The organism is Pseudomonas sp. PICF6, assembly GCF_009831705.1.
GTDB lineage: Bacteria > Pseudomonadota > Gammaproteobacteria > Pseudomonadales > Pseudomonadaceae > Aquipseudomonas > Aquipseudomonas rhizophila.
Map to the genome: position 1 here is coordinate 155,448 of NZ_WUUD01000001.1, position 19,188 is coordinate 174,635.

Annotated in this window: 20 protein-coding genes and 1 pseudogene; 12 read left to right on the top strand and 9 right to left on the bottom strand. The window is 60.1% G+C overall.

All coding sequences use genetic code 11. The features are described from left to right. A pseudogene (locus tag GSM73_RS26610) lies at nt 1–496 on the bottom strand (mechanosensitive ion channel family protein); the annotation flags it as partial. A gap of 192 nt (nt 497–688) precedes the next feature. Between GSM73_RS26610 and arsN2 the strand changes: the two are divergent. Continuing rightward, nucleotides 689–1,120 (top strand): arsenic resistance N-acetyltransferase ArsN2, encoded by a 432-nt coding sequence (gene arsN2, locus GSM73_RS00695; protein ID WP_160891328.1) that lies wholly within the window; start codon nt 689–691, stop codon nt 1,118–1,120. Here the strand turns inward: arsN2 and chrA are convergent. Beyond that, nucleotides 1,117–2,472, bottom strand: coding sequence for a chromate efflux transporter (gene chrA / locus GSM73_RS00700; RefSeq protein ID WP_160891330.1), 1,356 nt, complete (start codon nt 2,470–2,472; stop codon nt 1,117–1,119). The genes arsN2 and chrA overlap by 4 nt on opposite strands. A 300-nt stretch (nt 2,473–2,772) precedes the next feature. On the opposite strand from chrA, the gene GSM73_RS00705 reads away from it, so the two are divergent. From GSM73_RS00705 to GSM73_RS00720, 4 genes are all read left to right on the top strand, one after another. Continuing rightward, nucleotides 2,773–4,344, top strand: a complete 1,572-nt coding sequence (locus tag GSM73_RS00705; protein WP_160891332.1) for a GGDEF domain-containing protein — start codon at nt 2,773–2,775, stop codon at nt 4,342–4,344. Between the two features lie 107 nt (nt 4,345–4,451). After that, the gene (gene xth / locus GSM73_RS00710; RefSeq protein WP_047228513.1) at nt 4,452–5,246 is read left to right on the top strand and encodes an exodeoxyribonuclease III; all 795 of its coding nucleotides are present in this window, start codon (nt 4,452–4,454) and stop codon (nt 5,244–5,246) included. 110 nt (nt 5,247–5,356) lie between these two features. Next, nucleotides 5,357–6,175, top strand: a complete 819-nt coding sequence (locus GSM73_RS00715; RefSeq protein ID WP_160891334.1) for an arylamine N-acetyltransferase — start codon at nt 5,357–5,359, stop codon at nt 6,173–6,175. A 140-nt stretch (nt 6,176–6,315) separates the two neighbouring features. Then, the gene (locus tag GSM73_RS00720; protein WP_047228511.1) at nt 6,316–7,836 is read left to right on the top strand and encodes a nucleobase:cation symporter-2 family protein; all 1,521 of its coding nucleotides are present in this window, start codon (nt 6,316–6,318) and stop codon (nt 7,834–7,836) included. A gap of 96 nt (nt 7,837–7,932) precedes the next feature. Here GSM73_RS00720 and GSM73_RS00725 read toward each other — a convergent pair whose 3' ends face one another. Further along, nucleotides 7,933–8,283 carry a hypothetical protein gene (locus GSM73_RS00725; RefSeq protein WP_047228510.1) on the bottom strand — a complete coding sequence of 117 codons (351 nt, stop codon included), beginning with the start codon at nt 8,281–8,283 and terminating at the stop codon, nt 7,933–7,935. Nucleotides 8,284–8,444: 161 nt separating this feature from the next. On the opposite strand from GSM73_RS00725, the gene GSM73_RS00730 reads away from it, so the two are divergent. After that, entirely contained in the window at nt 8,445–9,263 is an 819-nt protein-coding gene (locus tag GSM73_RS00730) for a shikimate 5-dehydrogenase (protein WP_107322272.1), read from the top strand. On the opposite strand, the gene GSM73_RS00735 is transcribed toward GSM73_RS00730, so the two are convergent. After that, nucleotides 9,264–9,911, bottom strand: coding sequence for a YceH family protein (locus tag GSM73_RS00735; RefSeq protein WP_047228508.1), 648 nt, complete (start codon nt 9,909–9,911; stop codon nt 9,264–9,266). Between the two features lie 130 nt (nt 9,912–10,041). Here GSM73_RS00735 and GSM73_RS00740 point away from each other — a divergent pair, with 130 nt between their 5' ends. Further along, nucleotides 10,042–10,551: a DUF1993 family protein gene (locus GSM73_RS00740; protein ID WP_107322273.1), complete on the top strand. Its 510-nt coding sequence runs from the start codon at nt 10,042–10,044 to the stop codon at nt 10,549–10,551. 186 nt (nt 10,552–10,737) lie between these two features. On the opposite strand, the gene sstT is transcribed toward GSM73_RS00740, so the two are convergent. Next, nucleotides 10,738–11,970, bottom strand: a complete 1,233-nt coding sequence (sstT, locus tag GSM73_RS00745; RefSeq protein ID WP_047228506.1) for a serine/threonine transporter SstT — start codon at nt 11,968–11,970, stop codon at nt 10,738–10,740. A 284-nt stretch (nt 11,971–12,254) separates the two neighbouring features. On the opposite strand from sstT, the gene GSM73_RS00750 reads away from it, so the two are divergent. After that, nucleotides 12,255–13,412: an MFS transporter gene (locus GSM73_RS00750; protein ID WP_160891336.1), complete on the top strand. Its 1,158-nt coding sequence runs from the start codon at nt 12,255–12,257 to the stop codon at nt 13,410–13,412. Here GSM73_RS00750 and nhaR read toward each other — a convergent pair. Then, nucleotides 13,409–14,305, bottom strand: a complete 897-nt coding sequence (gene nhaR, locus GSM73_RS00755) for a transcriptional activator NhaR (protein WP_076383964.1) — start codon at nt 14,303–14,305, stop codon at nt 13,409–13,411. The genes GSM73_RS00750 and nhaR overlap by 4 nt on opposite strands. Nucleotides 14,306–14,441: 136 nt before the next feature. Here nhaR and GSM73_RS00760 point away from each other — a divergent pair, with 136 nt between their 5' ends. Both GSM73_RS00760 and GSM73_RS00765 read left to right on the top strand, forming a co-directional pair. Continuing rightward, nucleotides 14,442–14,693, top strand: a complete 252-nt coding sequence (locus tag GSM73_RS00760) for a hypothetical protein (RefSeq protein ID WP_047228503.1) — start codon at nt 14,442–14,444, stop codon at nt 14,691–14,693. A 28-nt stretch (nt 14,694–14,721) separates the two neighbouring features. Further along, nucleotides 14,722–15,471, top strand: coding sequence for a TerC family protein (locus GSM73_RS00765; RefSeq protein WP_047228502.1), 750 nt, complete (start codon nt 14,722–14,724; stop codon nt 15,469–15,471). Between the two features lie 74 nt (nt 15,472–15,545). Here the strand turns inward: GSM73_RS00765 and GSM73_RS26355 are convergent, their stop codons facing one another. Further along, entirely contained in the window at nt 15,546–15,713 is a 168-nt protein-coding gene (locus GSM73_RS26355) for a hypothetical protein (RefSeq protein WP_171061342.1), read from the bottom strand. A gap of 223 nt (nt 15,714–15,936) precedes the next feature. Here GSM73_RS26355 and GSM73_RS00770 point away from each other — a divergent pair, with 223 nt between their 5' ends. After that, complete coding sequence (locus GSM73_RS00770) at nt 15,937–16,614, top strand: peptidase C39 family protein (RefSeq protein ID WP_047228501.1); 678 nt, start codon at nt 15,937–15,939, stop codon at nt 16,612–16,614. Nucleotides 16,615–16,714: 100 nt separating this feature from the next. Then, the gene (locus GSM73_RS00775) at nt 16,715–16,918 is read left to right on the top strand and encodes a DUF6021 family protein (RefSeq protein WP_076383965.1); all 204 of its coding nucleotides are present in this window, start codon (nt 16,715–16,717) and stop codon (nt 16,916–16,918) included. A gap of 44 nt (nt 16,919–16,962) precedes the next feature. Here the strand turns inward: GSM73_RS00775 and pbpG are convergent, their stop codons facing one another. Both pbpG and folD read right to left on the bottom strand, forming a co-directional pair. Then, on the bottom strand, nt 16,963–17,901 hold the full coding sequence (gene pbpG / locus GSM73_RS00780; protein ID WP_047228565.1) for a D-alanyl-D-alanine endopeptidase: 939 nt from the start codon (nt 17,899–17,901) through the stop codon (nt 16,963–16,965). Between the two features lie 269 nt (nt 17,902–18,170). Then, nucleotides 18,171–19,025, bottom strand: a complete 855-nt coding sequence (gene folD, locus GSM73_RS00785; RefSeq protein WP_047228500.1) for a bifunctional methylenetetrahydrofolate dehydrogenase/methenyltetrahydrofolate cyclohydrolase FolD — start codon at nt 19,023–19,025, stop codon at nt 18,171–18,173. Nucleotides 19,026–19,188 lie beyond the last annotated feature (163 nt).

Here is a 19,188-nt window from a genome sequence, read left to right on the forward strand (position 1 = left end):
TGTTCACGCCCAGGTTGGAGAGCATCGCCAGGAGTACCACGGCCCAGAGAAACACCTTCGCGCCCCACAGGCTCAGGGTGGCCAACGCGCTTTTCTGGTGGATGTCGGAGTGGTTGTGGCGGGCGAAATAGTGCAGCAACGCCAGGGCAATTGCCCGGTTGGCCCAGAGCCCCACCTGCAAGGCTGCGACCACGAACCAGAGGCTGCTGACCCGGTCAAGCCAACGCTCCGGCAGGTCCAGGACGCCGACGCCAATGAGGATGGAGGCCAGTAACAACAGCGTATTGCTGGTGCTGGACAGGACTTCGACGGCGATGTGGCTGACGTACGCATCGGGTTTCTGTGCCCGGGCCTGCACTTTTCTCAACAGCAAGCCGATGCCGGCCCTGACGATGATAAAACTCACCACCATCACACCCAGGGCCAGGAGCCAGTTGGCGATGGAGATGCCGAGTAATTGGGTGTCGGTAAGGAACTGGAGAGAGCTTGAGTCCATGTGAACGGTCACCTGTGCCATTGCTGTTCAGGTTTTGGCCCTTGCCGACTTTGGTGTGAGAACCTGGGCAGGGCATGAACCTGGTTAGTTCGCGCAAAGCACGGGCCGTTCAATTTTGTTCTGCGCGAGCAGTTGCGTAGGAGAGTGCTGGCGGCGTAGTTTCCTGGGCAGAACCTCTGTCAGAGCAATGCCATGCACATGACCGAACTGAGCAATGAGGAGTTGGAGCCGTTGCGCCAGGCGCTGATCCTGGCGGGTCTGCCTGTGGACGACCTGCACCAGCAGGGCCGACGTTTTTTCAGCTTCAGGCAAGCAGACACTCAGACAGCGTTTGGCGGGATCGAGGGGGAGGGCGCGGACCGATTGTTACGCTCTCTGGTGGTCCCTGAGGGGCTGCGGGGGCGCGGCATAGGCGCAGCGATGCTGGTCGCTCTGGAAGACTTTGCGAAAAACCAAGGTGTGGAGCGCCTTCACCTGCTCACTGCCAGTGCTGCTAGCTTCTTTGTCGCCCAGGGGTATCAGCCGCGTGACCGTTCGCTGGCGCCGATGTCGATCAGCGAAACGGCCCAATTCAGATCATTGTGCCCGGCCTCGGCGGCCTACCTGAGCAAATGCCTCATCTAACGCAGTAGATGCACGGCCAGGCCGGTCAGTCCGCATCCCAGTAGCACCTGGATGACGCCGCGTTTGTAGCGAAACAGCGCAATGGCGGCGGCGAGCGCGATGATTGCCGACGGCCAGTCCAGCGCACCGGAAAAACCGCTGGGCCAAAGCACGTGGTAACCGAAGAAGCAGGCCAGGTTGAGGATCACCCCGACCACGGCGGCAGTAATCGCCGTCAGCGGTGCGGTGAATTTCAGCTCGTTATGCGTCGACTCCACCAATGGCCCACCCGCGAGGATGAACAGGAATGAGGGCAGGAACGTAAACCAGGTCACCAGCGTGGCGGCAACCGCGCCAGCGAGGAAGGCCTGTTCAGGGCCGAACACCTGCATCACGTAGCCACCGACGAAGCCGACGAAAGCGACCACCATGATCAACGGGCCGGGAGTGGTTTCGCCGAGGGCCAGACCATCGATCATCTGTGTCGGGGTCAGCCAGCCGAAATGTCCGACAGCGCCTTGATACACATAGGGCAGAACCGCATAGGCGCCACCAAACGTCAGCAAGGCCGCCTTGGTGAAGAACCAGGCCATTTGCGTCAGGGTGCCTTCCCAGCCGAACAACAGGGTCAACACACCCATCGGCAAGGCCCACAGCAGGGCGCCGATGATCGCCAGCCGGGCCAGTCGCAAGGCGCTGAAGCGGGCATGCTCCGGGGGCGGGGTGTCATCGTCGATCAATGCCGGGCCAAAGGATTGATGCGTGGCGTTGTGGCCGCCCAGGCTGAACTTTTCCGGTGCCCAGCGGCCGCCGAAATACCCGATGACCGCCGCTCCCAGCACGATCAGCGGGAAGGGGAGATTGAAAGCGAATATCGCGGTGAACGAGCCGGCGGCGATGGCCCACAGCCAACTGTTCTTGAGCGCGCGCGAACCTATCCGGTGGGCGGCATGCACGACGATAGCGGTCACGGCTGGCTTGATGCCATAAAAAATCCCGGCCACCACCGGCACTTCGCCAAAGGCGACATACAGCCAGGACAATGTGATGAGAATGAACAGCGAAGGCAGCACGAACAGCGCCCCGGCAATGATCCCGCCCCAGCTGCGGTGCATCAGCCAGCCCAGGTACGTCGCCAATTGCTGCGCCTCGGGGCCTGGCAGCAGCATGCAGTAATTGAGGGCATGCAGAAAGCGTCGTTCGGAAATCCAGCGTCGGCGCTCCACCAACTCCTGGTGCATGATCGAGATTTGTCCTGCCGGCCCACCGAAACTGATAAAGCCCAGCTTGAGCCAGAACCAGAACGCCTCGCGCAAGCTGATGGCCGAGGGGCTGGACAACGGGTCGTCGACGGTCGGGATGGGTTTATTCATGGTCGGTCGGTGTTTGAATGGCAAAGGCGACCTACGTTATGGGGCGTTACGCAATTTTGATAGCCCTGGCAAAGCGATTCATGAAAAAAACCGGCTTTCCGGGATTGTCGCCATTGGGGGGGATTTTCCGGCCAGAACGGGTGAATTTGACAGGGCCATGCGCAGGATTTTGGATCCATTGAGCCACCCATCGGCTATGCCACACCGGCAAATTGCCGCCCCCCCAGGCGGTAGGCTAAGCTCACGAATATTGGGGGCTTTGAGGGTTTCGCTCATGCTTTGCCCCCCTCAGGAATTCGCTTGCCTATCCCCCATTTTGATCCGTTCCATGTCCCCGGCGGTGCCCTCAAGCGCCTGCCGTTGCTCAAGGCAGCGGTGGCGTTTATCGCGGCGGTCTGCCTGTGCCTGTGTGGCCTGCTTTTTTTGCAACTGGAACAGTCTCGTCGCTACGATCTGGAGTCGGCGCGCACCGCCTCAGCCAACCTCACCCGGGCCATGGCCCAACAGGCTCAGGACACGTTCCAGCAGACAGACCTGGTCCTGACCAGCCTGGCGGACTGGATAGAGAGCGACGGTTTCGATCCGGCGCTGCAACCACGTCTGCAGAAAACCTTTGCCCGGCGCGTGCAAGCACTGGAGCAATTGCATGGCCTGTTCCTGTTCGACAAGCACGGTCATTGGGTCATTACGTCCTTTGAACAACTGCACAGGGGCCCAGGGGTAGCAGATCGGGACTACTTTACGTTCCATCAGCAGAACACCGCCCTGATCGCTCATATCGGGCCGGCTATCCGCAGTCGACAAAATGGCGAGTGGATCATCCCGGTGTCGCGGCGCTTGAATGATCAGGACGGCAATTTCCAGGGCGTATTGTTGGCCGGGATCAAGATGTCGTACTTCGATCGATTCTTCGAAAGCTTCAGCCTCGCTGATCAAGACGAGATGGTCCTGGCCTTGTCCGACGGGACCTTGCTGGCCCGGCGCCCCTTCGACGAGGCGAAAATCGGTCGATCCCTGGCCGAGGAACCGGTCTTTCAGCATGAGTTGTACAGCGAAAGCGCCGGTACCGCGACCATCCGCTCCGCTGCCGATGGCGTCCTCAGGCTCTATGACCACCAGCATTTACAGGCCTATCCGCTGGTGGTTACCGCCGCGATGTCCGAACAGGCGATCCTGGCGGGGTGGCACGACAGAGCCTTCAAATCCAGTCTCATCGTAGCGTTGGTGGTGTTGGGTATCTGCCTGTTCGGCTGGGTATTCGTGCGCCAGTTGCGCAACAGCGAACGGATCGAAGCGGACCTGCGCAAGGCCCAGGAAGCGTTGGAGCTGATTGCCACCCATGACAGCCTGACTGGGCTTGCGAACCGTCGGCTGTTCGAGCGGGCCCTGGACATCGAGTTCGGCCGGGGTGCCCGCCAGCGCAGCCCATTGAGCCTGATCATGCTCGATATCGATTTCTTCAAGCGTTACAACGACACCTACGGCCACGTGGCCGGGGATCATTGTCTGGCAGAAATGGCGAAGGTGCTCAAGGGTTGCTGTCATCGCAAGGCTGACCTTGCCGTGCGTTATGGCGGCGAGGAGTTCGCGGTGCTGCTGCCCGATACCAACCTGCAAGGGGCCTTGGCCCTGGCCGAGCAGATCCGCCGCAGCGTTATCGACCAACACATCACCCATGCCGGCTCTCCTACCGGCTACTTGACGGTGAGCCTGGGCTGCTACGCGTTTGTGCCCAGCAGTCTGGACAGCATTGAAGTGTTCCTCCAGCGGGCCGACGCGGCGCTTTATCAGGCCAAGCACAGCGGACGCAACCGAGTGGCGGCGTTATCGATGGAAGACGGGTTTGATACGCTGGCGCGCTCGGATCGCTGAGGTCGCAGAAATCATCAAAATCGATGGCCGGGAGATCGTACATCGTTGCAACCACCACGGTGGCTTGTCGGTCACAGCTAGTGTCCTGGATCTGGAGCTCTGGCCCGATGAAAAACCTGCGCATAGCGACCTTCAATATCAACGGCATCCGGGCTCGACTGCCCAATCTGCTGGAGTGGCTGGAGCGGGAGAAACCCGACATTGTCTGCTTGCAGGAACTCAAGGCAGCGGACAAGGATTTCCCCACAGCGCAGCTGGAATCGGTCGGTTACGGATCGCTCTGGCACGGCCAGGCGTCCTGGAATGGCGTTGCGATCCTGGCCCGTGATGCGCAACCGCTGGAGAGCCGCCGTGGCTTGCCCGGTGGCGACGATGACCGCCACAGTCGTTACCTGGAGGCAGCGGTGCATGGCGTGCTGGTGGGTTGTCTTTATCTGCCTAACGGCAACCCGCAACCAGGGCCCAAATTCGATTACAAACTGGCCTGGTTCGAACGGCTGATCGCTTATGCCCAGGGGCTGCAGGCCAGCGATCATCCGGTGGTGCTGGCGGGTGACTACAACGTGGTGCCCACCGATCTGGACATCTACAACCCGCGTTCCTGGCTCAAGGATGCCCTGCTGCAACCCGAAAGCCGCGAGTGTTATCAGCGGCTGCTCGACCAGGGTTGGACCGATTCATTGCGCCACCTGTACCCGGACGAGCGGGTATACACCTTCTGGGATTATTTCCGTCAGCACTGGCAAAAGAACTCTGGGCTGCGCATCGATCACCTGCTGCTCAACCCGGCGGCCAGTCCTTATCTGAGCGAGGCGGGCGTGGACGCATGGGTCAGGAATCAACCACATCCCAGCGACCATGCTCCGACCTGGATCCGGCTCGCTTCGCGAAAACGTCGGTGAGGGAGCGAGGTCTGCGGTCGGTTATTGTCTCGCCAAGGCGAATGCCTTATATCTGCACCCCAGCAGCGGACTTTTTGTAAGCCCTGCACTGGACAGGAAAGGACATCCTCATGAGCCAAACCCGACTGAACGATTCGGGCCGTTATCTGCAACGCCTGGGCTTCGACACACCGCCAGCCCCGACCCTCGACACCTTGCGCCTGCTTCAACGACGCCACACCGCCGAGTTCCCCTTTGAAACCCTTTCGACGCTGCTGGGCCAACCCGTCCCCATCGACCTCGAATCAGTGGAGCGAAAAGTCTTCGAACAAGGCCGCGGCGGCTATTGCTATGAGCTCAATCAATTGTTCCTGGCGCTGCTGTTGGAACTGGGCTTCGAAGCCCGAGGCATCACCGGACGGGTGGTGATGAATGCCCCCGAGGGTGCCTGGCCCGCCCGCACCCACCGCCTCAGCCTGGTGACGCTTGACGGCGTGCGTTACACCACCGATGTCGGCTTCGGCGGCATGGTGCCTACTGCGCCGCTGCTGCTGGACAGCCGTGACACCCAGGCCACTCCCCACGAACCCTATCGCATCGAGGCTCACCCGGACGGCTATCTGCTGCGTGCCTGCGTGGCCGACGAATGGCGGCCGATGTACCTGTTCGATCTGCAGCGCCAGGAAGACATCGACTACACCGTCGGCAATTGGTACGTCAGCAACCACCCCGAGTCGCCGTTCATGGGCCGGTTGATGGTGTCTCGCACTGGCGATGGATTGCGCAAGACCCTGAACGGCAACAGCTATGCCTTGCACCGGATAGGCGAGCAAAGCGAACGTCGGACAATCACCGACGCCGACGAACTGATCGACCTGCTGGAAAACGAGTTTGGTCTGCGCGTACCGCCACGTGAGCTTTTACGGCCCGCCGTGGTTGGGCTTCTGTAACGAAGTGGGGTAGCAGGGGAGGCGGAAGGATTCGCGGGAGGGGATGGCTGCGCAGAATAAGTTGTATACAACTCTATGGACATTTGTCCTGAGTTTTGAATACAGTGTGCGCATAACAAAAAACAGGGAACTCCCGAACCATGAAAACGCCCCATGTTTCACTCCCACGGCCCGAGGACGAAAACCTTGGCGTCGGCGCGAATATGGCTTACGGCCTGCAGCATGTGTTGACCATGTACGGTGGCATCGTCGCTGTGCCACTGATCATCGGTCAGGCCGCCGGCTTGTCACCGGCGGACATCGGCCTGTTGATCGCGGCGTCATTGTTTGCAGGGGGGCTGGCAACATTGTTGCAAACCCTTGGCCTGCCGTTTTTCGGCTGTCAGTTACCCCTCGTGCAGGGCGTTTCGTTTTCCGGGGTCGCAACCATGGTGGCGATCGTCGGCAGCGGCGGAGAAGGGGGGTTCCAGGCCATCCTCGGAGCGGTGATCGCCGCGTCCTTGATTGGCTTGCTGATTACCCCTGTGTTCTCGCGAATCACCCGGTTCTTTCCGCCGCTGGTCACTGGCATCGTCATCACCACCATTGGCCTGACCTTGATGCCGGTAGCCGCTCGCTGGGCGATGGGCGGCAATAGCCACGCCGCCGATTTCGGCAGCATGGCCAATATCGGTTTGGCCGCCGTCACCCTGGTCCTGGTGCTGCTGCTGAGCAAAATGGGCAGCGCGACGATCTCGCGGCTGTCGATTCTGCTGGCAATGGTCATTGGCACGGTCATCGCCGTATTCCTGGGTATGGCGGACTTTTCATCCGTCAGCCAAGGCCCGATGTTCGGTTTCCCCACACCTTTCCACTTTGGCATGCCGACTTTTCATGTCGCGGCCATTCTGTCGATGTGCATCGTGATCATGGTGACATTGGTGGAAACGTCCGCCGATATCCTCGCGGTGGGCGAGATCATCGACACCAAAGTCGACTCCAGGCGTCTGGGTAACGGCTTGCGGGCCGACATGCTGTCGAGCATGATCGCGCCGATCTTTGGCTCTTTCACCCAGAGCGCCTTTGCCCAGAATGTCGGGCTGGTGGCGGTGACGGGGATCAAGAGCCGTTTCGTGGTGGCAACTGGCGGGGTATTTCTGGTGGTACTCGGGCTGCTGCCGTTCATGGGCCGAGTGATCGCGGCGGTGCCGACTTCGGTGTTGGGCGGTGCCGGTATCGTGCTGTTCGGCACCGTGGCTGCCAGCGGCATCCGCACGCTGTCAAAAGTCGACTACCGCAACAACGTCAACCTGATCATCGTCGCCACCTCTATCGGTTTTGGCATGATTCCCATCGCCGCGCCGAATTTCTACGATCATTTCCCGAGCTGGTTCGCGACGATCTTCCATTCGGGCATCAGCTCTTCGGCGATCATGGCAATCGTGCTGAACCTGGCCTTCAATCACTTCACCCGGGGTAACTCGGATCAACAGTCCGTATTCGCCGCCGGTACCGAGCGGGTGTTGCGTTATCAGGACCTGGCGGCGCTGCGTGAAGGCGACTACTTCAGTGACGGCAAGCTGCACGACTGCGATGGCAACGAGATTCCGGTGGTGTCGGAGGCAGCCCATGCACCGGTAGAGCATGGCCCGGTACGATTGAAAAGCAGCGAGCACGTCTAGCCTCGTGACGACGGCGCTTGCTCGGCTTTATGTCTCTTAATAAAGAAAGGCCTGTGATCGAGGATCACAGGCCTTTCTTTTTGCCTCAGAGACTGATCACCAGCGCCCGTAATGACCGCGCGGTGGGCCGTAGTAATAGCCCCGTGGTGGCCCGTAATACACCGGCGCCGGACGATAGTAGACAGGGCGCTCGATGTAGACCGGCTGTGGCTGGTAGTAGACCGGTGGCGGCTGCTGCACATAAACCGGTTGTGGCTGGACGTACACCGGTTGCTGCACGTAGACCGGACGATCACGGTTGATGATCGCTGAGCCGACGATGGCCGAACCAACGATTGCGCCAAACACGGCGGGCCCCTCCCAACCACCTCGACCATGGGCGGATGCCTGGCCGGTGACCGCGAGTGCCCCCATGAGCAGGGCGATGATGGGGAGTTGACGGTTCATAACGATTCCTCGTTTTGGCCCCGGCGCCTGTGGTCTGCAACAGACCCGAATGAGGGTCGCGGGGATACTTGCTCTGACAGCGATTTTTTCAGAATTTGCCGTGCCGTTGGGTAAATATTGTGTAAGGTCTGTAGCGGTTTCTTTACTGCAAGGAGTCACACATGCAGATCAACCCCAACAAAGACACTCAACTGTGCATGTCACTATCGGCGCGCCCTGGGAACTTCGGCCTGCGCTTTCACAATCACCTGTATGAGCAACTGGGGCTGAATTTCTACTACAAGGCATTCAGCAGCCAGGACTTGCCCGGTGCTGTAGGCGGCATCCGCGCCTTGGGCATCCGCGGGTGCGGGGTGTCGATGCCGTTCAAGGAAGACTGCATCGCCCTGGTCGACGAACTCGATCCTTCCGCCGCCGCGATCCAGTCCATCAATACCATCGTCAACACCGATGGCCATTTAAAGGCCTACAACACCGACTACATCGCGATCGCCCAATTGCTGCAAACCCATGCGGTGCCCAAGGATTCAACCTTTGCTCTGCGCGGTAGCGGCGGCATGGCCAAGGCCGTGGCCAGCGCCTTGCGCGACGGTGGTTACTCAAACGGTTTGATCGTGGCCCGCAACGAAACCGCCGGGCGAGCCTTGGCCGGCTCCCTGGGTTACGAATGGCAGGCTGAACTGGGGCAGCGACGGCCGCAGATGCTGATCAACGTCACGCCGATCGGCATGACCGGTGGCCCGGAAGCCGATCAACTGGCGTTCGAGCCCGAGACCATCGCAGCGGCCGAGACGGTGTTCGATGTGGTGGCGATCCCGTCGCAAACGCCGCTGATCGTGCGCGCCCAGGCTGAGGGCAAACGGGTCATCACCGGGCTCGAAGTGATTGCGATCCAGGCCCTGGAGCAGTTTGTCCTGTACACCGGCGTGCGGCCCAGCGCGGAACAATTCAAGAAGGCCGTGGCGTTCGCTCGATCCTGATTACTCCAGTCGCGCCAGCCGTTCTTCCAACGCCGCGATCCGCGCTTCGAGTTCTTCGATGCGCTCCAGCGACACGCCGCTGCCGGCACCACGCTCCACGGGATGCTGGCGGGCGGCGAGGATCGCTTCGATATCCGCCGGGTCGCCCATGGCGTGCATGTAACGGTCTTCCCGCTGGCCGGGCTGGCGCGGCACCAACAGCGCCAAGCCACGGGCGATCAGCCGTTCAAGCTGATGCACCACCTGTTCGGTGTCTTCGAAATCGTGCATCCGCCCGCTACGGGTCAGCAGTTCATTGACTGTCTGCGGGCCGCGCAAGAACAGCAAGCCCATCAGAATCACTTGGGCCGGCACCAGCTCCAGGGCCTTGTCGACCCGATGCTCCCAGCGGTCGGCGCGGCTGCCCATCACCAGTTTGGTAAAGCCGCGACCTTCCAGCGCACGCAGGCTCTGGCCGACCTGACCCGGATTGAGGTTCATGACCGGCTCACGGCTGGTCTTCTGGTTGCAGGCCAGCACCAGGGCGTTGAGCGTCAGCGGGTAGGTCTCGGGGTTGGTGGCCTGCTTTTCGACCAGCGCGCCGAGAATGCGGATTTCCGTGCTGTTGAGCCGCGGTTCTTCGGCCGGGCTTTGTTCTTCGATACTCATCGCGCGTTCCCTATGCTGTGGAAGCCGCCTAGCCTAATCCTTGCGCAATAAAAGACAAGGTGCGCAACAAGGCGTGGCTATAATCGCACCCGTTTGATTTGTCCTTTCCTGCCACCTGCATGAGATCGCCATGACTATTTCCCTGTACGCCGCTTCCATCCCGGTTTTCAAGCAGATGCTCAACGCCCTGAGTGATGTCCTGAACAAGGCTGAAGCCCACGCCACTGCGAAAAACATCGACCCTAACGCGTTCCTGCAAGCCCGCCTGTACCCTGACATGTTCCCCCTGGTACGCCAGGTGCAGATCGCGGTGGACTTCGCCAAAGGCGTGTCCGCGCGTCTGGCCGAGCTTGAAGTGCCGAAATATGACGACAGCGAAACCACCTTTGCCGAACTGCAAGCCTTGATCACCAAGGTATTGGCGTTCATCGACGGCATCAGCCCCGAGCAGATCGACGGCAAGGAAGGCATCGAAATCGTCACCCGTCCGGGCACGCCGAAGGAAAAACGCTTCACCGGCCAGACCTACCTGCTGAGCTATGGTCTGCCGCAGTTCTTCTTCCACGTCACCACCACCTATGCGCTGCTGCGCCACAATGGCGTGGAAGTGGGCAAACGCGACTACATGGGCGCGTTCTAAACCCGCCAGCATGAAAAAGCCCGGGACGGTGTGGGCCGTCCCGGGCTTTTTTGTGGCGGTCTGTTTACACGGTGGCTGTGCCATCGCTATCGCGAGCAGGCTCGCTCCCACATTGGATTTGTATCTGCCACAAACCCTGTGGGAGCGAGCCTGCTCGCGATGACGGTCATACCTCCAGCGCCGCTGTCAGGCCACGCGTTCGCGCTTCTCTTCCTCACCCAAGCAAGCCGCCGCGGTGAACAGCACATCGGTAGAGGAATTGAGCGCAGTCTCCGCCGAATCCTGCAGGACGCCGATAATGAAGCCCACGGCGACCACCTGCATGGCGATGTCGCTGGGAATACCGAACAGGCTGCATGCCAGGGGAATCAGCAACAGCGAACCACCGGCCACGCCGGACGCGCCGCAGGCACAAATGGCCGCGACGACGCTCAGCAGCACGGCGGTCGGCACGTCGACCACGATACCCAGGGTATGCACCGCCGCCAGGGTCAGTACGGTGATGGTAATGGCGGCGCCGGCCATGTTGATGGTCGCGCCCAACGGGATCGATACCGAATAGGTGTCTTCGTGCAGGCCCAGGCGTTTGCTCAGTTCCAGGTTCACTGGGATATTCGCCGCCGAACTGCGGGTGAAGAACGCGGTAATGCCGCTCTCGCGCAGGCAGGTAAAGACCAGTGGGTACGGGTTGCGACGCAGCTTCCAGAACACGATGAGCGGGTTCATCACCAGCGCCACGAACAGCATGCAGCCAATCAGCACGGTCAACAGGTGAAGGTAGCCCAGCAACGCGCTGAAACCTGAGGTTGCCAGGGTCGAGGCCACCAGGCCGAAGATCCCCAGCGGGGCGAAGCAGATGACCACGCGCACGATCACGGTCACGCCGTTGGACAGATCCCCGAGCACGGTACGGGTGGTTTCGCCAGCATGGCGAATGGCAATGCCCATGCCGATGGCCCAGGCCAGAATGCCGATGAAGTTGGCATTCATCAGGGCGCTGACCGGATTGTCCACCACGCTGAGCATCAAACTCTGCAGTACTTCGCCGATGCCGCCGGGGGCGGTGACGGCGACGTCATGGGACACCAGGACAAGGCTGGACGGAAACAGGGTACTGGCAACCACCGCGACCACTGCGGCGGCGAAAGTGCCGAGCAGGTACAGGAAGAGAATGGGCCGGATATGGGTTTCCTGACCGTGCTTGTGGTTGGCGATCGACGCCATGACCAGCACGAACACCAGGATCGGTGCCACGGCCTTGAGCGCTGACACAAAGACCTTACCGATGAAAGCGGTGGACTTGGCAAGGTCCGGTGCCAGCCACGCCAGGATGATGCCGGCGATCAGACCGATGACGATTTGCGTCACCAGGCCGGTGCGTTTGAGGCGGTGTAGAACGGAAGGAGACAAAGCAGTCATAACGGCATCTCTGATTTTTTTTTGTGTGCAACGGTCGACCCCTCAGGGCAACAGGCGGGCAGGCCACGTGAGCGGGACCGAAAAGAAAGTACAGCGTTTGCAGGCCGCGGACTTTATCACAGCCCGCGGAAAAACCTGACGGACCTGTGACGATCCGTCGCTTGGGCGTTCACACGCGTTTGTCTGAGGGGCGCATTCTGTTAGGCTTTGGGCCAATCCCCTTTCTACTCTGCCAGCGACCCTTTTGGGCTGACGCTGGTGTCGTTGTTTTGCTGGAGTTCTGCATGTTGTCTGTTTTTCTGTTGTCGGCGGCTGGTTTTACAGTGCTGACCACCGAATTCATCATCGTCGGCCTGTTGCCATCCATTGCCCGCGACCTGCAAGTCACGATTGCCCAGGCCGGGCTGCTGGTCACGCTGTTTGCATTTACCGTGGCGGCATTCGGGCCGTTCCTGACCGCCTGGTTCGCCCGCTTTGAGCGGCGCAAGCTGTTTATCAGCGTGTTGGTGATGTTTGGTCTGGCCAACACACTGGCGGCGCTGGCCCCCAATATCGGCGTAATGGCCGTCGCCCGATTGATCCCAGCCTTGGGGCTACCGGTGTTCTGGGCATTGGCCAGCGAAACGGCAGTGGACATTGTCGGGCCGCAGTTTGCCGGGCGGGCCATCGCCCGGATCGGGTTCGGCATTGTCTGTGCCACGGTGTTCGGTATTCCGGTAGGCACGCTGATTTCTGATGCGTTCGGCTGGCGCAGCGCCTTTGCCATCCTGGCGTTCGTTGCGTTCGCCAAGGCCTTGCTGCTGTTTGTCTACCTGCCCAAAACCAATCTGCATCAGCACCAGGTCAGTTTGCGCTCGCAACTCAAGATATTGCGCAGCCCGTTGATGCAGGGCCATGTGCTGCTGTCGATCCTGGTGTTCAGCGGCATGTTCACCGCGTACACCTACCTGGCCGATATCCTCGAGCGCCTGGCCGGGTTCGACGGCACACTGGTGGGCTGGTGCCTGATGGGCTTTGGGGCCGTGGGGCTGGTGGGTAACTCTCTGGGCGGCCGCGCGGTGGACCGACACCCTTTGATCGCCTCGATGGTGTTTTGTCTGTTCCTGATCGGCGGCATGGTGGCGCTGGTGCCGAACATTCATTCGACCGTCGGGCTGGCGGCAGCGATGGGCATCTGGGGAGTGACCCAGGCGGCCCTGTTCCTGGTCAGTCATGTACGACTGATGAAGGCCGCGCCTGAGGCTCCAGCCTTTGCCGCATCGCTGAACATCGCCGGGGCCAATCTGGGAATCGGCCTGGGGGCGATGGTCGGTGGGCGCGTCATCGATACCCTGGGCCTGGGCAGCGTTGGTTTTGCCGCGTCCGGGTTCATCCTCATATCGATCCTGCTGGCGTTGTTGCTGATGACCTTCAAGCCCCGTGCCGCCTGCGCGCAGTCCTAAGCGCTGAACAGCTCGCGTCGGGCACCTTCGGCGATGGCGACGATGCCCGGATGGCTGACCTTGCGCTCTACGGAAATGGCATAGAACGACTCGCTGACCGCATCGGTCTGGCCGATCACCTGTACGCCGTACTGACGCTGAACTTCTTCGGCGATCACGCTGGGGCCGATGAAAATTCCGCTGCCTGATTGCCCGAAGGCCTGCATCAGCGCGCTGTCGTCGAATTCGCCAACGATGCGCGGCTGGATCTGTTGCTCGGCGAACCAGCGTTGCAAGCGGCTGCGTACCACGGTTTCGGCACCTGGAATCAGCAGCGGGGCGTCATTCAGGCTGCGGGGGAAATCCTGCCCATAGCGCTCGGCCAGCGCAGCGGTGGCAAAGAAGCTGATCCCGCACTCTCCCAACTTCTGGCTATAACCCTTGATGTCCAGGTGGGTCGGCATCGGGCTGTCGGAAATCACCAGGTCCAGGCGCTGGATCGCCAGGTCCGCCAACAGCCGCTCGAGTTTGTCTTCGCGGCAAGTGATGCGCAGCGGCTCACTCAGCTCCATGGTCGGCGCCAGCAGTCGATAGACGATGGACTTGGGCACCACATCTGCCACCCCGACCCGGAACAGCGTCTGCTGCTCATTGGGTTGCGCCCGGAGCATAAGCTCCAGTTCGCCACCCAACTGGAACATGTGTTCGGCATAGGGCAGCGTCTGGCGGCCGGCCTCGGTCAGTTCCAACTGTCGCCCGACGCGGCGAAACAACTTGATGTTAAAGGTTTGTTCGAGCAGCGAAATCTGCCCGCTGATGGTTTGTGGTGTCAGGTTCAGTTGCTCGCAGGCCCGCACAATGCTGCCGGTCTTGGCCACCACCCAGAAGTAATGCAACTGTCGGTAATTGAGCATAAGGCACACCGATTCGTAAAAATCGAAGTATAACCGCTGAAAATACGAATTTTCCTGAAGTATTCACCTCTCTAGAATGCCGGGCCATCGGTGAGCCACCTTTGGTGCTCTGTTTAACCCTGAGAGGCATTTATCCATGACGTACAAAACCCTGGGTTTGGCGGCCTTGTTGGCAGTGTCTTCAATCGCCCTTGTTGGCTGCGAACAGGCCGAAAAAAGTGCCCAGCAGTTGATGGGGCAAGCCGCGGAAACGGCCAAGCAGGCAATCGATGACACCCATAAGGCTGCCGAACAGGCGATCAGCGAGGCCACTGGCGGGTTGATCAGCCCCAAGAAGCAGCCGGCGGATGAGGCTGAAGAATCCGAAACCTCCACCCAAACCATTTAACCCCGTCATATCGAGTCAGGACTGACCCATGGATTATCTTTTACAACTCGCTGCCAGCCCCACTGCATGGATCGCGCTGGCGACTCTGGTCGTCATGGAAATCGTGCTTGGCATCGATAACCTGATCTTCATTTCGATCCTGACCAATAAACTGCCCGAACAGCACCGCGCCAAGGCACGGCGTATCGGCATTGGCATGGCGCTGATCCTGCGCCTGGGCTTGTTGAGCACCATTGCTTTCATCGTGCAGTTGACTGAGCCGGTTATCGAAATCCTCGGTCAGGCATTCTCCTGGAAGGACATGATCCTGATCGCCGGCGGCCTGTTCCTGCTGTGGAAAGCCACCACCGAGATCCACCACAGCATGGACCCGGCACCGAATGATCCGAAATCCGCCACCTCCGGCGTGACCCTCGGATTTGCCGCTGCGATCGGTCAGATCCTGATGCTGGACCTGGTATTTTCCATCGACAGCATCATTACCGCCGTGGGCATGACCGAGCATCTGCCGATCATGATCATTGCTGTCGTGATCTCGGTGTTGGTGATGTTGCTGGCGGCCGAGCCGCTGGCCAAGTTCATCAACGACAACCCGACAGTGGTCATGTTGGCGCTGGGCTTCCTGATCATGATCGGCATGACGTTGATCGCCGAAGGCTTTGGTGCTCATGTGCCCAAGGGCTATATCTACGCAGCCATGGCGTTCTCGGCAGCGATTGAGGTGTTGAACATGATGTCGCGTCGCCGTCAGCAAAGGGCGTTGGCTGACAAAGCCTGATTACAGGCACTCAAAAGCCGCCGGGTCCATGCCCGGGCGGCTTTTTTTTGGATTTTTGAAGGGCGGCGGGACGGTCAGTGTGCGGCGGCGTGGCGCCTGGCCGGTTTTGGTGCTTTTTCCGCCCGCGCTGGTCGTGGCGCAGGATGATGGCGGCGTGCAATGCGCAAAACGCCCCACAGCATGGCTGTGGCGACGCTTAACCAGCCGAATATCAGCATCAGGATTGTTGTGGTCAGGCTCATCTGTGCCTCCTTCTGCCCAAGTTCAGGGCGACGCACTCGTTACAATGGACAGTCTAGTCGCTAAAGTGTTGCAGGGAATCGATCGGTATTGATGACAGACGGACCGCTTCGTTCTATCGCCGCGATGGGACTGCTGTTTAAGGCTATACCCACGTCTGTCTGCACCTTATGATCGACGGCCCTTGCCTGGCCCGATGTCGGGTGCCTTAACAAGAGAGTCCTAATGTTTCCGGTAATTTCCTCTTTTCGATCACTGGTACTGGTGACGGCCTGCCTGGCGGCCCTGGCGGGTTGCGCAGGCAGTGTGTCGCCGCAGATTCAGCGCCTGCCCGAGCGGGTGGAACTCAACAGCGTGCCGTTCTTTCGTGGCGAAATGTACCAGGGTGGCCCCCAGTCGCTGGCCAGCCTCTTGACGCTGCAAGGCACGGTAATCACCCCGGGGCTGCTGGAGAAGCCTCTGCATCTGCCGGAAGGCGAGGCTCATTTGCAGCAGAACCTGCAGACCCTGGCGCGAGAATATGGGCTGGTGGTATACCCCCTCGACAGCGAACTGCCGGCACTGTTGGAGCAAGTCGCGGCAGGTTATCCCGTGTTGGTGCGCTATACGGAGGGGTCGGCTTTCTGGTCTGGGCCCAGGTACGGCATTCTCGTCGGTTATGACCGCCAAAAGCAGACGGTCTTGCTGCGATCGGGGATGAACCGGCGGCTGCTGATGAGCTTCAGTGGGTTTGAGTCGGCTCTCAAGGATGCTGGAGGCTGGGCGGTATTGGTCCAGCGACCTACGCAGCTCCCGGCCAAGGTAGACTCTCAGCGCTGGCTGAAAGCTGCGGGCGAACTGGCCGGGGCAGGGCAGGAGCAGGCAGCGGCCCGGGCGACTCAAGCCCTGAGCGGCGCACACTGATCTCACCCCCCGTTCGTCACTTGTCGGGCACCACCCGCCATGCCAGAGGCTCCTAACCTCAGGGCCGGAATATCCGGCCCATGCTTGCGAGGAGAAAAGCATGGCACAGTCGAAAACACCTACGGGGCCACATTCTTCCGAACATTCTTCAGGCGATGATTTGGGATTTGATCCCGATTCGCCGGATCTCGGCGATCCTCAAGTCGATCCGATAGGCCCCGCCAAGGCGCCTCTGGACGAAGAGGATGAGCAGGAAGAGCCCGGTTCCAGAGCGTATGACCCGTTGGGTGATCTAAAACCTTGAATAAACAAAGCCCCGATGAGTCGGGGCTTTGTTTGCCTGGTTAATTAATTCGACGCTTCGACTACACCGGTTTGGCGGCTCTTGAGGTTCTTGGCCGCCTTGTATTGAAGGGCCGCGGCAGGGACGCTGGCGCTTTTGCCGGTTTCCACCCAGCTACGGATCCGGCTGGCATCGGCGAAGTGGGTATATTTCCCAAACGCATCCAGCACCACCAGGGCCATCGGTCGATTGCTCATTTTCGTCACCAGTACCAGGCAGTGGCCGGCCTGATTGGTGAAGCCGGTCTTGGTCAGTTGGATGTCCCAGCCAGCCTTATGGACCAAGTGGTCGGTATTGCGAAAGCCCAGGCTATAAACCGGTTTGCGGAAGGTTACGGTCTTTTCCTTGGTGGTACTCAGTTCGCTCAGCAATGGATATTTGCGTGCCGCGATCAGCAGTTTGGTCAGGTCCCGGGCGGTGGATACGTTGTGAATCGACAGGCCTGTGGGCTCGACATAGTGGGTGCTGCTCATGCCCAGCGCCTTTGCCTTGGCGTTCATGGCCGCGATGAACGCTGCGTACCCGCCCGGGTAGTGGTGGGCGAGGCTGGCGGCGGCGCGGTTCTCCGACGACATCAGGGCAATCAGCAACACGTCCCGGCGTGACAGTTCGCTGTTGAGCTTGACCCGGGAAAATACCCCCTTCATCTCCGGTGTATTGGCGATGGTCATGGAGATGTATTCATTCAGATCCTGCTTGGCATCCAGCACGATCAGACCGGTCATCAATTTGGTCACCGAAGCGATGGGCACCACTACGTCGGGATTGCTGGCATAAACGACTTTATTCGTCTGCAAGTCCAGCAGTATCGCGCTGCCCGAGGCGACTTGCAGTTTTGAGGTGTCTCGCGGGGCGGCGATGGTTTCCTGCGCCTCGACATTCTGCGTGATAAAGGTACCTGTGAAAGCGATGAACAGGCTGAGGATAGAAAGACGGATTTTCACGCGAGTAGACTCGATAGAGTTGAAGGTGCCGTGCAGCAATGGCTTGTTAAAAAAGCGCTGCATTTTATGAGTATGGGCGACGACAGCGCCATATGCCTGTACCGCCGGGGCTTGCGATTAAATAAAGTTTAATGAAGGGCGCAAAAACTCCTGTGGGAGCGACCCTGCTTGCGATAGCGGTGTGTCAGTCAGCATGGATGAAGGCTGAGACAAAGCTATCGCGAGCAGGCTCGCTCCCACAGGGATTGGAACTGCGCTGAAAAGGCGTATCAGCTATGCAGCGTTTCCGCCGCATACAAGGTGTTTTCCAGCAGACAGGCACGGGTCATCGGACCTACGCCGCCAGGGACTGGAGTGATCCAGCCTGCACGGGGCAGGGCGGTTTCGTAGATCACGTCGCCGACCAGCTTGCCATCGTCCTGGCGGTTGATACCCACGTCGATCACGATGGCGCCTTCCTTGATCCACTCGCCCTTCACCAGGCCAGGCTTGCCGGCGGCAACGACCACCAGGTCGGCGCGGCCGACGTGTCCAGCCAGGTCCTTGGTAAAGCGATGGGTCACGGTGACGGTGCAGCCGGCCAGCAGCAACTCCATGGCCATCGGACGGCCAACGATGTTGGACGCGCCAACCACCACGGCATCGAGACCGTACAGGTCCACGCCGGTGCTTTCCAGCAACGTCATGATGCCTTTGGGGGTGCAGGGGCGCAGCAGCGGGATACGCTGGGCCAGGCGACCGACATTATAAGGATGGAAGCCGTCGACATCTTTGTCCGGGCGGATACGCTCCAGCAGTTTGGAGGCGTCGAGGTGTTCAGGCAGGGGCAGTTGGAGCAGAACGCCGTCGATGTTCGGGTCGTCGTTCAGGCGATCAATCAGATCAGCCAATGCTTGCTGAGTGGTTTCGGAAGGCAGGTCGTAGGCCTGGGAAAGGAAGCCGACCTCTTCACAGTCTTTACGCTTGTGCGAGACATAAACCTGAGAGGCAGGATCGCTGCCGACCAGGATCACCGCCAGGCCGGGCGTGCGCAGGCCTTGCTGGCGACGCTCGGTGACTCGTTGGGCGATCTGCTGGCGCAGGCTGGCGGCGATCGATTTGCCGTCGATAAGTTGTGCAGTCATTGCGCGTGGTTAACCATCGAGAGGGGAAAAAAAGAGAACGCATTCTCGCATGCCGAGGCGTGAGGGCAAAGGCGCTTGGTCTGCAAATTCCCCTAACCCCTTTAATTAAATGAATTTTTTTTAGAAAAGAGTTGACGACCTATCAGGCCGTCTATAACATTCG

Bases quoted from the DNA above. Each gene is read 5' to 3' on its own strand.
- GSM73_RS00735 (WP_047228508.1), bottom strand. From the start codon at position 9,911: ATGAGTATCGAAGAACAAAGCCCGGCCGAAGAACCGCGGCTCAACAGC.
- arsN2 (WP_160891328.1), top strand. From the start codon at position 689: ATGCACATGACCGAACTGAGCAATGAGGAGTTGGAGCCGTTGCGCCAG.
- xth (WP_047228513.1), top strand. From the start codon at position 4,452: ATGAAAAACCTGCGCATAGCGACCTTCAATATCAACGGCATCCGGGCT.
- GSM73_RS00750 (WP_160891336.1), top strand. From the start codon at position 12,255: ATGTTGTCTGTTTTTCTGTTGTCGGCGGCTGGTTTTACAGTGCTGACC.
- GSM73_RS00720 (WP_047228511.1), top strand. From the start codon at position 6,316: ATGAAAACGCCCCATGTTTCACTCCCACGGCCCGAGGACGAAAACCTT.
- GSM73_RS00730 (WP_107322272.1), top strand. From the start codon at position 8,445: ATGCAGATCAACCCCAACAAAGACACTCAACTGTGCATGTCACTATCG.
- GSM73_RS00740 (WP_107322273.1), top strand. From the start codon at position 10,042: ATGACTATTTCCCTGTACGCCGCTTCCATCCCGGTTTTCAAGCAGATG.
- GSM73_RS26355 (WP_171061342.1), bottom strand. From the start codon at position 15,713: ATGAGCCTGACCACAACAATCCTGATGCTGATATTCGGCTGGTTAAGC.
- nhaR (WP_076383964.1), bottom strand. From the start codon at position 14,305: ATGCTCAATTACCGACAGTTGCATTACTTCTGGGTGGTGGCCAAGACC.
- GSM73_RS00725 (WP_047228510.1), bottom strand. From the start codon at position 8,283: ATGAACCGTCAACTCCCCATCATCGCCCTGCTCATGGGGGCACTCGCG.
- GSM73_RS00760 (WP_047228503.1), top strand. From the start codon at position 14,442: ATGACGTACAAAACCCTGGGTTTGGCGGCCTTGTTGGCAGTGTCTTCA.
- sstT (WP_047228506.1), bottom strand. From the start codon at position 11,970: ATGACTGCTTTGTCTCCTTCCGTTCTACACCGCCTCAAACGCACCGGC.
- GSM73_RS00775 (WP_076383965.1), top strand. From the start codon at position 16,715: ATGGCACAGTCGAAAACACCTACGGGGCCACATTCTTCCGAACATTCT.
- folD (WP_047228500.1), bottom strand. From the start codon at position 19,025: ATGACTGCACAACTTATCGACGGCAAATCGATCGCCGCCAGCCTGCGC.
- chrA (WP_160891330.1), bottom strand. From the start codon at position 2,472: ATGAATAAACCCATCCCGACCGTCGACGACCCGTTGTCCAGCCCCTCG.
- GSM73_RS00715 (WP_160891334.1), top strand. From the start codon at position 5,357: ATGAGCCAAACCCGACTGAACGATTCGGGCCGTTATCTGCAACGCCTG.
- GSM73_RS00765 (WP_047228502.1), top strand. From the start codon at position 14,722: ATGGATTATCTTTTACAACTCGCTGCCAGCCCCACTGCATGGATCGCG.
- GSM73_RS00770 (WP_047228501.1), top strand. From the start codon at position 15,937: ATGTTTCCGGTAATTTCCTCTTTTCGATCACTGGTACTGGTGACGGCC.